Origin of the sequence: Chitinophaga sp. H8 (genome assembly GCF_040567655.1) — a bacterium.
In the GTDB taxonomy this organism is placed as follows: Bacteria; Bacteroidota; Bacteroidia; order Chitinophagales; family Chitinophagaceae; genus Chitinophaga; species Chitinophaga defluvii.
On the sequence record NZ_JBEXAC010000002.1, the window covers coordinates 536,510 to 549,475 of the forward strand.

Sequence of the window (12,966 nt, forward strand, 5' to 3'; positions counted from 1 at the left end):
TTGTTTAGCTCACCTGGCGCCCTTTCCATTCGTAGCTGCCAAATTTGCCCAGCCAGCCGGCTGCAACAATATAAGGAATATGAAATAACTGCCCCGGAATAAACCATACCAGCAATTTGGCTTTATGGAAGAAAGCCGCTACGGGCAGGAGGAAGAATAATTCCAGCGTAAGCTTGAATAACAACAGGATCAGCAGCCAGGGCCACGTACCAGGTACAAAAGGCGTGAGCACCCCGATGGCCAGCAAACAAAAATTAAACAGGTATACCAACAGCAATACCCAGAAAATACGTTTGTCCTCATACTTATCTGCTTTTGACGACCAGCGGATCCGCTGGTTCATAAAATCACGCAGCGTATCCATCGGCAAAGTTTTCACAATGGCATCTTCATTTTTCAGGTACATCACCCCATCCGGATAAGCATTATAAATCTTACACATCAGCAGCATATCATCTCCGGAAGCAATATTATCAATCCCAGTAAATCCACCCACATCATAAAAGGCCTGCTTTTCATAAGCCAGGTTGGCACCATTACACATCGTGCCTGCTTTTAACTGCACAGCTGCACCGGTAATGCCCTGCATAGTCATAAAATCCAGCGACTGGAGCGTTTTAAAGAAATTATGCTCTTTGTAAAAAGATACCGGCGCGGCTATAAATTTAGGCTGGTACGTTTCGTAAAACTGTACCATCGTAGTGATCCAGCGCGGGCCCATCACACAATCTGCATCCGTAGTAACGATTAAGGTGCCGGTGCATTGCGCAATGGCCATTTCTATCGCTTTCTTCTTATAGGAATTCAGGCGTTGTGTGGCATTCAGATGATCACTCATCCGCAATAATTTCACATTGGGTGCGGGAAAATCAGCAATAATAGCCGCCGTGTCATCTGTCGAAAAATCATCTATAATAATGATTTCCAGCAGATGGGCAGGATATGTTTGCTGCTGTAAAGCCTGTAATAAGATCGGTAAGTTAGCAGCTTCGTTACGTGCGGGTATGATAACAGACACCAGGGTATTTCCACTCACCGGTTTTGCCGGAACAAACTTTTTAAGTTGTTTCCAACCATAACCGTAACCCAGCATTAATAATCCATAGCCTAATGCCAACGCCACCACCACCATCAAAAAAATATACATACTCCGGGTTAAAGATTCGATTTGATAATATAGCCCAGCTGTTCTGACAACAGCTGATGCCCTTTTTCCAGCACGATTACCTTACTCATAAACTTTCCGTTTACAAAACGGGAAGCCAGCACAGGTGGGATCACGCGGTCATACCTTCCAAAGATCAGCAGGGTATTAATGCGATGCGCTTCCAGCAGCTGCCTGCAAAGTTGTTTATCAGGCATCATCTGCCGCATACAGGTCCACACTTCATATACCCGTAGCCGTTTCTCCAGGGTATCCATACTGTGAAACGCAAACTTGTATACGCTCAGGTTCAGCAATCCTAATTTGCGCCACAATATAAGCAAGCGAAAGAATAAGTGGGGATGATATGTGTTGTATTTGAAAATTTTATTGCCCCAGCTTGTTTGAGTAACAAAAAGATGCCAGGGATTGTTCTTTAATCCATCAGGTGCCAGCAAAATCAGTTCGTCTACCTGTGCGGCCATCTTTTCAATCACACATAATGCCAGCCGGCCTCCCATGCTATATCCCATGAGAGAAAACCTTTGCCGGCCATGCTGTTCCAGCAATTGGGCAATCAGTGCCGGCAGATCATCCTTGGTAAAATCCCGCCCCTCCTGCCATTCCGTTTTACCATGTAAGGGCATATCCAGGGCTATAATGGTGTAGGTATCTCCCAGGGCAGGTGCTAAACACTTGAAATGCAATGCACTCTCCCCAAAACCATGCAGGCAGATCAGCAATTTTTCCCCGCTGCCTTCGCAGATTCCGTGAAAACGGCTTTGGCCATATGTAAGATAAAAAGCAGGCATGGAGCGTAAAAGACAACAATTTTAAACAACTTTTGCCATTTGCCCCAAACTAAGTAAATTACGAAGAGACAAAACTTTTTCGTGATGGATACAACAGTTGAAAAGAAGAACAGCCTTAAAGGCGCAGAATTCCTGGTAAAAGAAAGCAGCGCACAGGAGGTTTTTACTCCGGAAGATTTTACCGAAGAACAGCTCATGATCAAGGATATGGCGGAGCAGTTCATTGCTAAAGAAGTAACACCGGTGGTAGAGCGCCTGGACAAGCTGGAAGATGGACTGATGCCCTCCCTGCTGGAAAAAGCAGGCGAACAGGGACTGCTGGGTGCTGCATTCCCGGAAGAATATGGCGGGTTGGGTAAAGATTTTGTAACAGCTACTATTATTAACGAAGCCCTGGGTGCTGGCCACTCCTTTTCTGTAGCGATGGCTGCTCATACGGGTATAGGCTCGCTACCTATCCTCTACTTCGGTACCCAGGCCCAAAAAGAAAAATATATTCCCAAACTGGGAACCGGCGAAATGAAAGGCGCCTATGCGCTCACCGAACCGGATTCCGGCTCGGATGCGCTCAGTGCCAAAACCACCGCCAAACTGACCGAGGATGGTAAATACTACCTGCTCAATGGGCAGAAATGCTGGATCACCAACTCCGGCTTCGCAGATGTGTTTACCGTATTTGCCAAAATCGATGGGGATAAGTTCACCGGATTTATCGTAGAAAAAGATACGCCCGGATTTACCCTGGGTGCAGAAGAACATAAAATGGGGATCAAAGGGTCTTCTACCCGCCAGATCTATTTCCAGGATGCGAAAGTACCCGCAGAAAATGTGCTCGGCGAAATCGGCAAAGGCCACCTGATCGCTTTTAACATCCTCAACATAGGCCGCTTAAAACTCTGTGCTGCTGCACTGGGTGCTGCTAAAAAATGTGTTACCACCTCCGTACAATATGCAGTTACCCGCGAACAGTTCAAACAGCCCATCGCCAACTTTGGCGCCATCAAACACAAACTGGGCGAAATGGCGCTCCGTACCTGGGTATGCGAATCAGCCCTATTCCGTACCGCACAACTGATCGATGATAAGGAAAAAGAACTGCTGGCTGCCGGCAAACCTTTTAATGAAGCATTGCTGGGTGCTGCGGAAGAATACGCAGTAGAATGTGCCATGCTGAAAGTAAATGGTTCGGAAGTGCTGGACTTTGTAGTGGATGAAGGGGTACAGATACACGGTGGTAACGGCTTCAGTGATGAATACATCATTTCCAAGGCCTACCGCGATTCCCGCATTAACCGCATCTTTGAAGGTACCAACGAGATCAACCGCCTGCTCACGCTGGACATGACACTGAAGCGCGCCATGAAAGGCAAACTGGACCTCATGGGGCCTGCCATGAATGTGATGAAGGAACTCATGAGCATTCCCGATTTTGGCAATGATGATGACACCGCTTTCAGCAAGGAAAAGAAACTGGTAACCAATTTCAAAAAAGCGATCCTGATGGTAGCAGGTGGTGCAGCACAAAAGCTGATGACCAAACTGGAACATGAACAGGAAATCCTGATGGACATCGCAGATATGGCTATTGAAACATTTGTGGTGGAAAGTGCCCTGCTGCGGCTGATCAAACTCACCGAAAAAGGTGGAGAAGCGGCGGCGGCCCTCCAGACAGATATGGTACAAACGTATATAGCTGATGCTGCAGACCGGATCAACAAATCCGGCAAAAATGCGATCAATGCCTTTGCAGAAGGGGATGAACAACGCATGATGCTGCTTGGCCTGAAACGCTTTACCAAAACAGATCCTTATAATACCAAGGATGCCCGCAGAAGGATTGCAGACAAACTCATCGCGGAAAACAAATATCCTTTCTAAAATAATAAAGTGCAGAAAACGTTATACAGTGTATACAACTGTTTCTGTTTCAACAATTAAACTTTAATTTTACCTTGTCCGGCCTGTTGAGCCGGACATTTTTTTTATGTAGACTCCGAAGATGTGGCCATGAAACAATTCATACACTTTTTATACTGCACAGCTTTGCTGCTGTGTATAACGATTGCTGCCAGCGCACAGGTATCTTTACGCCTCAACCAACCCTCCCGTGAGCAAAATAATGTGAGCAGCGCCCGGCAGTTTATTGCCGGACGTACCTGCACCGGCTGCAAACTATGGATCGATGAAGATAGTATTCAGGTATACGCTACCGGTACCTTCGCCATCAAACGCGACCTGAAACCCGGTAAAACCATCTACACCCTCCGGGCAGAAGACCCAAACGGCAAAACATACACGAAAACGATTTATTATTATTTTTCGCCGCCACCCAAGCCAGTACCTACACCTGTTTTCCGGATCGACTATATGAATATCACACCTAAAGGCAATCTGCAACTGTCCGAAGGGGATACGCTTCATATCAAAGTAAAAGCCTACCCCGGCTGCAAAGGTTACTGGCTCAATGATGTGCCGCTGATAGAGGTACCTGCTGCCAAAGATGGGGGCATAGCCGGCATATATGCAGGGTCTTACGTGATTACAGCTGCCGACTCTATGCTAAACGGACGTATTAAAGTGACCCTCCGGAACAGGGATGGTGGAGTGGCAGTCATGGAAAGTCCTAACCGGTACAGCTTCATGAAGAATACCTACCCGTTTATCGGCCGCACGATTGATAATATGACCTACCTCACTGCAAGTCCTGAAGGCGACCGCCTGGGACCGGATAAAATTGGTTATCTCGATAAGGACGTGATACTGCCCATCAGCGGAAAAGAAGGCGATTATTACAAGATAAAATTATCGGCCCACCATACGGCATATATCCCTGAGCCACTGGTAGATACCGCTACCTTATTTGAACATCCCCCGGTAAGTATTATTTCCAATGCCAGGGTGTGGGGAGATGAAAAATATGATTACTTGTCTGTGGAACTGTCGGACAGATTGCCCTATACCTCTACCCAGGAAGTACAGCCGGGCAAAATTATAGTAGATGTCTATGGTGCCTACTCTGAGCCGGGCATCAATCCGGTATTGCAGGGTGTGCAGGAAATCAGCCAGGTCAGCTGGTTGCAGATAGAGCCGGATGTATTCCGGATGACGGTATCACTCAAGCATGCCATGCCCTGGGGCTATCAGCTATATTATGAAGGCAACCGGCTGGTGATAAAGATCAAACGGCAGTTACCCGTACTGGCATTGAATAAAATGGTGATCGGATTGGATGCGGGTCATGGTGGCAGTAATGTAGGCGCCCAAGGCCTTACCGGTGCCAGCGAAAAACAGCTCACCTTACTGTTGTCTATGGAATTAAAGGCTGCATTGGAAAGAGAAGGTGCCCGGGTTATCACTACCCGTACTACTGATAAATTTGTAGCCAATGAAGACCGGCTCTCTAATTTCCGCCGGATCAATCCCGACCTGTTGCTGAGCGTTCACCTGAACTCATCGGTAAATCCGGTAGATATCAGCGGTACCGCTACGTACTATAAGCAGCCGTTTTGTGACCCATTATCGGCCGCTATCCATAAACGGCTGGTAGAAACCGGGCTGCGCGACTTTGGCAACATCCCCGGGTTTAACTTCATCCTCAACAATCCAACAGAATTTCCAGGTACCCTGATAGAAACACTCTTCCTCAGCAATCCGGAAGATGAAATGAGAATCCTGGACAGCAACTTCCGGCAGCAGATGGTGCAAAAGATTGTACAGGGTATGAAAGACTTCCTGGAACAGGCCCGGGAAGAAAGGTTGATTAGGGAGGAGTAAGGCTGTTTCGGGAATGATACCACCGTAGCTGGCGAACAGGCCCGGAAATACGAGGCGTAAGTTGTTTTGGGAATGATACCCTACCAGGGTGGGGGGCTTCCCACCGGCCTGGCAAATTAAGAGCGCCTAAGCCCCCAAGCAACAATCCGAAGGTAAATGCCCCCGTTAGTACTGCCTCCCGTCGCAAAAAAGCAGGGCTGAAAGTAATTAGTCAATAACTAAAAGTTATGGCATATAACAGGAGGTTATCTAAAATACCTCCTAATCACTTAATAATCAAACATTTGCCATATTCCCAAATAGCGCTATTAAAGCTGACCAACAACAACATAGTCTACTAAAGAAGTAGATTATGCTATATTTGCTTATCCTTTCATAGCTTTAACATGCCTTAAGCCGGTGAAGTGGCATCACCTTTTTAAATACATAAATAGCAAAGCATGGCAGATGTGATACAGGAATTTAATGACTACCGGGCTAAAATGAATGAGGTAATACTGGGTAAACAAAACAAGGTGATCAACCGCCTGTTTAACCTGGATACCAATACTTACGCCGAAGGAGCGCTGACTACTAAAGTAAAAGAGATGTTAGGGCTGGTATCGTCGATGGTGCTGCGCTGTGATGACTGTATAAAATACCACCTGGGTAAATGCCATGAGCAAGGAATAACTACTGAAGAGATCTATGAGATATTTTCCGTGGCCAATATTGTTGGCGGCACGATCGTTATCCCGCATACCCGTCGGGCAGCCGAATACTGGGAGGCGCTACAGCAACAATAAGTAATTAACAACTAACCATTTGCGAATGATCCATCCTGTATACAACACAACCGGAACGACTGTTTCCCAACCGTCATTTCCTTTGTATTTAATACATTCGTGATTGATTTTCGTAACTTTGTATACTATATAAATCATAAAAATGTCAACAGCAACTATCGCTCCGCAGGTTTTAACTGCCAAGGATTTTGCAACGGACCAGGAAGTACGCTGGTGCCCGGGCTGCGGAGACTACTCTATACTTAAACAAGTACAAACTATCATGCCCGGACTGGGCATTCCCCGTGAAAATATTGTGATCGTATCCGGTATTGGCTGCTCATCGAGGTTTCCTTACTATATGAACACGTATGGCATGCACTCGATCCATGGCAGGGCTACCGCCATTGCTTCCGGATTAAAGGCTACCCGCCCGGAACTGAGCGTGTGGATCGTAACCGGCGATGGTGATGGGCTCTCTATTGGTGGTAACCATACCATCCATTTACTGCGCCGCAATTTCGATGTAAATGTAATGCTGTTCAATAACCAAATTTATGGGTTAACGAAAGGACAGTATTCTCCTACTTCGGAAGAAAACAAAGTAACCAAGTCCACCCCTTACGGCAGTATCGACCATCCTTTTAATCCACTGGCCCTGGCCCTGGGTGCGGATGCTACTTTTATTGCCCGCAGTATGGACCGCGATCCCAAACACTTGCAGGAACTGCTTAAACGCAGCCATGCACATAAAGGCGCTTCTTTCCTGGAAATATACCAGAACTGCAACATCTTTAATGATGGCGCTTTTGAAATATTTACCGAAAAGTCCAGCAAAGCAGATGAAACCATTTTCCTGGAACAGGGGCAACCCCTGTTATTCGGGGCGCAAAAGAATAAAGGTATCCGCCTGGATGGCCTGAAACCAGTAGCAGTAGAACTGGGAGATGCCTACAGTGCCAGCGATATGTGGATTCATGATGAAAATGATTTCTACAAAGCACAATTGCTGACCCGCATGTTTGATGATGCCAGAATAGAAGGTCATCTTCCCCGTCCGTTTGGCGTGTTTTATGAAACCGACAGACCTACTTACGAAGATATCATGTCTGCCCAGCTGGCAGATACCCTGGCCAAAAAAGGCCCTGGAGACCTGGATAAACTACTGGCAGGTAATGAAACCTGGACGATTAAATAAGCGACTAGCTTTAAAATAACAAATCAGGGCTGATCATTACTTGAAGTGCCCCCAAAAAGTTAGACACTTTTGGGGGCATTTTTTATGAAAGAAAGAAGTAAATACAGTTTAAAACAGCAGCTATTAGCGGTAAAGGCCATTGTTGCAGGTGAGGCCTCGTTAAGCAACGCTTAGCCCCCTGCTGTCACATCAGGCTATTGCCATTCCTGTTGCTCCTTATTCTCTACATTTATACACTTTTTACTTCCTGCTTTTGCTATCTGACTACTCCGTTCTCAGGCTCCTTATCGGATTAGCCATAGCCGCTTTAATTGCCTGAAAACTAACGGTCAGCAATGTAATGAAAAGTGCCCCGAATGCAGCAACTGCAAAGATCCATAAGGCTATACCGGAACGGTATTGATAATGCTGGAGCCAGGTATCCATTGCATAATACGCCAATGGAAAAGCAATGATCAGAGAAATGGCCACCATGATCACAAACTCTGTAGATAATAACCGCCACAGATCAAAGATGGAAGCTCCCATCACCTTCCTTACACCAATTTCTTTAGTACGCTGCTCCGCCATAAAAGAAGCCATCCCAAATAATCCCAGACAACTGATAAATACAGCCAGTATTGCAAACACTCCTGCAAGCCTGGCTATCCGTTGCTCATCGCCAAACTTCCTGGCATATTCCTGATCAGCAAATTGATACTCGAAAGGCTGCCTTGGACTGTACTTTTTGAATATGGCTTCAATTTTCGGCAAGGCCACACTGGTACTTACCGCAGGATTAACCTTTACAATCATCCGGCTCCCTGAGCCACCATCCATATAATACAAAGACGGCCGGATAGCATCATAAGGAGATTCTACTACCATATCCTTTATTACACCAATAATAGTATAAGGCGCATCATCCCAGGTAATGGTTTTACCTACCGGGTCCTTTAACCCCATAAACCGGGCAGCCGTTTCATTGATCACAAAAGCGGCCGAATCGGTTTTAAATGCCTTTGAAAAATCCCTGCCGGCCACAAACTGCCAGCCCACTGTTTTACCATATTCCGGCGACACGCCTGTATTTGGAAAATCAAGCCCCATCCCAGGATCTTTCCCCTCCCAGTTAAAACCCGAATTGGTAGACCACACCGCTGTAACAGGGCTTCCGGATTCCGCCATTTCTACCACAGCACCCGTTTTTAACAATTCATCCCGCACTACGTCAAAATGCCGGTGAATATCATTGGTGTACATCTCCACCATTACCAGCCCATTACTATCATACCCCAGAGGACGCCCCTGCGCATACTTTATCTGCTGGTATACCACCAGCGTACTAACAATGAGTATCACCGAAACAGCAAATTGTAACACCACCAGCACCCTGCGCGGTATAGCTGCGGAACGCCCTACCCGGAAAGTGCCTTTTAATACCTTTACCGGACGAAATGACGATAAATAAAAGGCAGGATAACTGCCTGCTATAAACCCGGTAATCAGCGTGAACCCGAAACATACTAACCAGAATAAAGGATTCTCCCATAAAATGGTTACTTTCTTATCAGCAAGCTGGTTAAACAAAGGCAGTAAGAGCTGGGCTAACAACAAGGCCATCATAAGCGCAATCCCGGCCATCAGCAATGACTCACTAAAAAACTGCTGAATCAGCTGTGCACATTGCGAACCTATCGCCTTACGGATACCTACCTCTTTTGCCCGCTTCTCCGACCTGGCCGTACTGAGGTTCATAAAATTGATACATGCCAGCAACAACACAAATATCCCACTGATGGCAAACAACCAGACATACTGTATCCTCCCCCCTGCATTCACGCCATTCTCAAATGCGGAATACAGATGCCAGTCGCGCATAGGATGCAGGAATAGCTGCGGATGAAGCGCTACCTCATGGGCAATACTGATATTGTCCAGCTTGGCATCTTTGATCTTTTGCGATACACCAGCCATCGTACTATGCTCCCCTATCTGTGCAAATAATTGAAACGAATTGGAACGCCAGGGATTTTGTACTTGTGCCAACCCCGCCATTTGATAATACAACGCCCAGGGAGCCATAAAAGAAACTTCTGCAAAGGAGGAATTGTATGGCAGGTCTTTATATACCCCTACCACCATCACATCCTGTGCATTGTCCATCTTTAAAGTCTTATTGATAGGGTTGGCATCTCCAAAGCACGCCTTCGCCAGTGAAGCAGAAAGCAGAATAGCATGCACATCTTTCAACCCATCAGCAGTACCCGCTACCATATCGAGCGAAAGTATTTTGGTCAGGTCAGGCTCACAATAAATACCCTGCTGACCGATGTTCTTATCTCCAATCCCAAGCAAATGCATATCATTCCAGGTAGACAATGCCACATGCTTAAAATCACTGCCATACTTCCTCCGGAGCTCTTCAGCCAAAGGAAAAGGTTCATTGCCGCGTGTGTTGATAGTCCCATTATCGGAGGAGTGCTGCCAGACCTGCGCAATACGCTCATAATTTTTGAATTGCTTATCAAACAATAGCTCATCTACTACCCACAACCCTATCAACATAGCGATAGCCATCCCCACAGATAGCCCTGCAATATTGATAAAGGAATAGACCTTATTCTTGATAAGATTTCTATAAGCGATTTTGAAGTAGTTCTTTAACATAACGATACTTGAGGTTAACCTGCCCCTCCTAATAATATGCCGGAATCTTATATTATTATTAATCACTTGCTTACGCTACGTGCTTTGTTAAAATCTGTCCGCTTTTAGTACGTGCTTTGTCCGCTGGTGTACAGAAGCATAAAAACACGGTAATGGAGATAGTGGGGGTAATACAGGCATTATAAAAAAACAAAAGCCGATTGCAATAAAACGCAATCAGCTAACACCTAAAAGCTAACAGCTTATTTAATGCCCCAACGATCCTACATCAAACAACACCTTATACAGCAGCACCAGTCCAAATATAATCATACTTACACCGGCTATACGGTTGAGCCATTCTACATTATTGAGGGTTAGTTTATGACGGATCTTATCGGATACAAACACTTTTAAGATATCGGCAGATAATACCATCGTCAGGCAAATAGCATACATTACCAGGCGGTGGCTCACAGAAGTAGCACTATATGCCACGCAAACGCCTAACCAGAAAATGATCACCCCCGGGTTCAGGGTGTTCATCAGAAAGCCAGCCAGCCAGATCTTGAGATAGTCATGCGTACGGAACATCTCCGGTTTTTCATCTCCGGTACTGATCTTTACCTTCTTCATCAGCAATCCGTACAGCCCCATCCCTATCAGCAAAAAACCACCCCCAATACCAATAGCACGACTATATTCCCCCAGGTCAGAAATAAAAGAAGTAGCCAGGTTGCCTATCATCACAAACATAATATCACTGAAAGATACGCCCAAAGCAAAGCTGATACCGGCTTTAAAACCGTTATTAATACTATATTTTATAATGGCGAAAATGACCGGCCCCACGGATATTGACAGAAATAATCCCAGTCCTAATCCTGCTACAATTGCTGCTATCATGCTTAAAATAATATTCCTGTTACCGGTAGCCCGTTAACTATATCAAACAAAAAATGGATAACTTAATTGCTAAAGTTACCCATCTTTTATAAAAATTAATGCAAAAAACTACTTACCTGTTGCTACTACCTTGCCTTCCAGGAATTTCTCCCAGTCCTTCAGCTTATCTCCTTTCATTACCCGCGGGAATTTATTCATTGCCCCTTCCTTGCCTTTACAACGCAGGTAGTCAATAAATACATCGTTCGGCAACACTTCCACAAACACATTTTTCAGTGCAGCTGTTCTTTCTACTGCATAGTCGTCATTGATCTCACATAAGGTCTGATCAATAATAGTACGGATACGCTCTGCATCTACATTGGTATTATCCATACCAATATACCAGCGATGCGCAAAAAGATTCTCATACGGGAAGCCGGCTACGGTAAACTCTTTTACAGTAATCCCCAGCTTCTTCTGCACATTATCGATCGCCTTGTTCATATTATCCACGCTCATGTGCTCTCCGCAAAGGCTCAGGAACTGCTTGGTACGCCCGGTGATCACAATTTCATGTTCTTTCACAGAAGTAAACTTCACCACATCCCCGATCAGATACCGCCATGCTCCTGCACAGGTAGACAACATCACCGCATACTCCACATCCTCTACTACCTCATGTATCATGTAGGATTTAGGATTCGGCTTTACCTCTCCCTCTGCATCAAAATTATCTTCATTAAAAGGAATGAATTCAAAGAAGATGCCTGCATTCAGGACCAGCTTAATCCCCCTTACCCCCGGCCTCGCCTGGAATCCGAAGGAACCTTCCGAAGCCATATAGGTTTCAATGAAGGTGATGGGCTTGCCCAACACTTTCTGGAAACTATCGCGGTAAGGCTCAAAAGAAACGCCGCCATGGATATAAATGGCCAGGTTAGGCCATATTTCGTGAATATGTTTTACCCCATGGTATTTGATGATCTCTTCCAATACAATCTGTACCCAGGCAGGCACGCCGCAAACAGTGCCCACATCCCATTGAGGGGCTTTACGTACGATCAGCTTGATCCGCTGTTCCCAGTTAGGTTTCTTTGATATCTTTCCACCAGGCTTGTAAAAACGCCTGAACCACTTGGGGATGTTCTTGGCCTGTATACCGCTCATGTCGCCCTCATAATAATCCCCCTTTTCATACAGCGAGGTAGTACCTCCCAACATCAGGATCCCTTTTTCAAAGGACCGGGGGGGAATATTAAAGTTGGCCATGGAATAGAGTTGCTTCACCCCCACCTTTTTTACGGTGCGGAGCATATCGCGGGTAACCGGAATATGTTTGCTGGCTGATTCAGAAGTACCGGAGCTGAGTGCAAAATATTTGATCTTTTCGGGCCAGCTTACGTTAGCTTCCCCCTCCAGGCAGCGGTACCACCACTCCCCGTGCATTTTATTATAATTATGCACCGGTACCCGCTCCTTGTACTTCGCAATGTAACTGGCGCTGTCCAGAATTTCCTCAAATTTGTAGTGCCGGCCAAAATCTGTGTCTTTGGCCTTTTCTAACAAGCGGCGCAGTACCTGCAACTGATATTGTCGTGGTGTTCCTAGTTTAAATGTGAACTGTTTCCTGATGCGCAGGGACCTGGATATAAGATTACCTATAATGGCCATTAATTTTCCCTCTCGTTTTTGAACTGCAAAAATAAGCCGAATATTGTATATAAGCCCAATTCCGGGGGTAAATGACCGTATCGTTGT

The 12,966-nt window shown here is 45.8% G+C and carries 9 protein-coding genes; 4 read left to right on the forward strand and 5 right to left on the reverse strand.

Translation table 11 applies throughout. The annotated features are described in order from the left end of the window. Positions 1 to 4: 4 nt before the first annotated feature. Positions 5 to 1,147 carry a glycosyltransferase gene (locus ABR189_RS16025; RefSeq protein WP_354661461.1) on the reverse strand — a complete coding sequence of 381 codons (1,143 nt, stop codon included), beginning with the start codon at positions 1,145 to 1,147 and terminating at the stop codon, positions 5 to 7. A gap of 8 nt (positions 1,148 to 1,155) precedes the next feature. Continuing rightward, positions 1,156 to 1,956, reverse strand: coding sequence for an alpha/beta hydrolase (locus ABR189_RS16030; RefSeq protein ID WP_354661462.1), 801 nt, complete (start codon positions 1,954 to 1,956; stop codon positions 1,156 to 1,158). Positions 1,957 to 2,040: 84 nt separating this feature from the next. On the opposite strand from ABR189_RS16030, the gene ABR189_RS16035 reads away from it, so the two are divergent. From ABR189_RS16035 to ABR189_RS16050, 4 genes are all read left to right on the forward strand, one after another. Beyond that, complete coding sequence (locus ABR189_RS16035; protein WP_354661463.1) at positions 2,041 to 3,834, forward strand: acyl-CoA dehydrogenase FadE; 1,794 nt, start codon at positions 2,041 to 2,043, stop codon at positions 3,832 to 3,834. Positions 3,835 to 3,963: 129 nt separating this feature from the next. After that, positions 3,964 to 5,730 (forward strand): N-acetylmuramoyl-L-alanine amidase, encoded by a 1,767-nt coding sequence (locus tag ABR189_RS16040; RefSeq protein WP_354661464.1) that lies wholly within the window; start codon positions 3,964 to 3,966, stop codon positions 5,728 to 5,730. A gap of 440 nt (positions 5,731 to 6,170) precedes the next feature. Then, positions 6,171 to 6,515: a carboxymuconolactone decarboxylase family protein gene (locus ABR189_RS16045; RefSeq protein ID WP_354661465.1), complete on the forward strand. Its 345-nt coding sequence runs from the start codon at positions 6,171 to 6,173 to the stop codon at positions 6,513 to 6,515. Between the two features lie 142 nt (positions 6,516 to 6,657). Continuing rightward, complete coding sequence (locus tag ABR189_RS16050) at positions 6,658 to 7,692, forward strand: 2-oxoacid:ferredoxin oxidoreductase subunit beta (RefSeq protein ID WP_354661466.1); 1,035 nt, start codon at positions 6,658 to 6,660, stop codon at positions 7,690 to 7,692. A gap of 264 nt (positions 7,693 to 7,956) precedes the next feature. Here ABR189_RS16050 and ABR189_RS16055 read toward each other — a convergent pair whose 3' ends face one another. The 3 genes from ABR189_RS16055 to ABR189_RS16065 all read right to left on the reverse strand — a co-directional run bounded on the left by ABR189_RS16055 (position 7,957) and on the right by ABR189_RS16065 (position 12,879). After that, complete coding sequence (locus ABR189_RS16055; RefSeq protein ID WP_354661467.1) at positions 7,957 to 10,341, reverse strand: ABC transporter permease; 2,385 nt, start codon at positions 10,339 to 10,341, stop codon at positions 7,957 to 7,959. Between the two features lie 246 nt (positions 10,342 to 10,587). Then, positions 10,588 to 11,226 carry a LysE family translocator gene (locus tag ABR189_RS16060; protein WP_354661468.1) on the reverse strand — a complete coding sequence of 213 codons (639 nt, stop codon included), beginning with the start codon at positions 11,224 to 11,226 and terminating at the stop codon, positions 10,588 to 10,590. A gap of 108 nt (positions 11,227 to 11,334) precedes the next feature. Continuing rightward, positions 11,335 to 12,879, reverse strand: a complete 1,545-nt coding sequence (locus ABR189_RS16065; RefSeq protein WP_354661469.1) for a GH3 family acyl-acid amido synthetase — start codon at positions 12,877 to 12,879, stop codon at positions 11,335 to 11,337. Positions 12,880 to 12,966: the final 87 nt, after the last annotated feature.

What these genes read in the sequence shown, in the direction of transcription:
- ABR189_RS16025 (WP_354661461.1), bottom strand. Translation starts at nt 1,147, where the DNA reads ATGTATATTTTTTTGATGGTGGTGGTGGCGTTGGCATTAGGCTATGGA.
- ABR189_RS16030 (WP_354661462.1), bottom strand. Translation starts at nt 1,956, where the DNA reads ATGCCTGCTTTTTATCTTACATATGGCCAAAGCCGTTTTCACGGAATC.
- ABR189_RS16035 (WP_354661463.1), top strand. Translation starts at nt 2,041, where the DNA reads ATGGATACAACAGTTGAAAAGAAGAACAGCCTTAAAGGCGCAGAATTC.
- ABR189_RS16040 (WP_354661464.1), top strand. Translation starts at nt 3,964, where the DNA reads ATGAAACAATTCATACACTTTTTATACTGCACAGCTTTGCTGCTGTGT.
- ABR189_RS16045 (WP_354661465.1), top strand. Translation starts at nt 6,171, where the DNA reads ATGGCAGATGTGATACAGGAATTTAATGACTACCGGGCTAAAATGAAT.
- ABR189_RS16050 (WP_354661466.1), top strand. Translation starts at nt 6,658, where the DNA reads ATGTCAACAGCAACTATCGCTCCGCAGGTTTTAACTGCCAAGGATTTT.
- ABR189_RS16055 (WP_354661467.1), bottom strand. Translation starts at nt 10,341, where the DNA reads ATGTTAAAGAACTACTTCAAAATCGCTTATAGAAATCTTATCAAGAAT.
- ABR189_RS16060 (WP_354661468.1), bottom strand. Translation starts at nt 11,226, where the DNA reads ATGATAGCAGCAATTGTAGCAGGATTAGGACTGGGATTATTTCTGTCA.
- ABR189_RS16065 (WP_354661469.1), bottom strand. Translation starts at nt 12,879, where the DNA reads ATGGCCATTATAGGTAATCTTATATCCAGGTCCCTGCGCATCAGGAAA.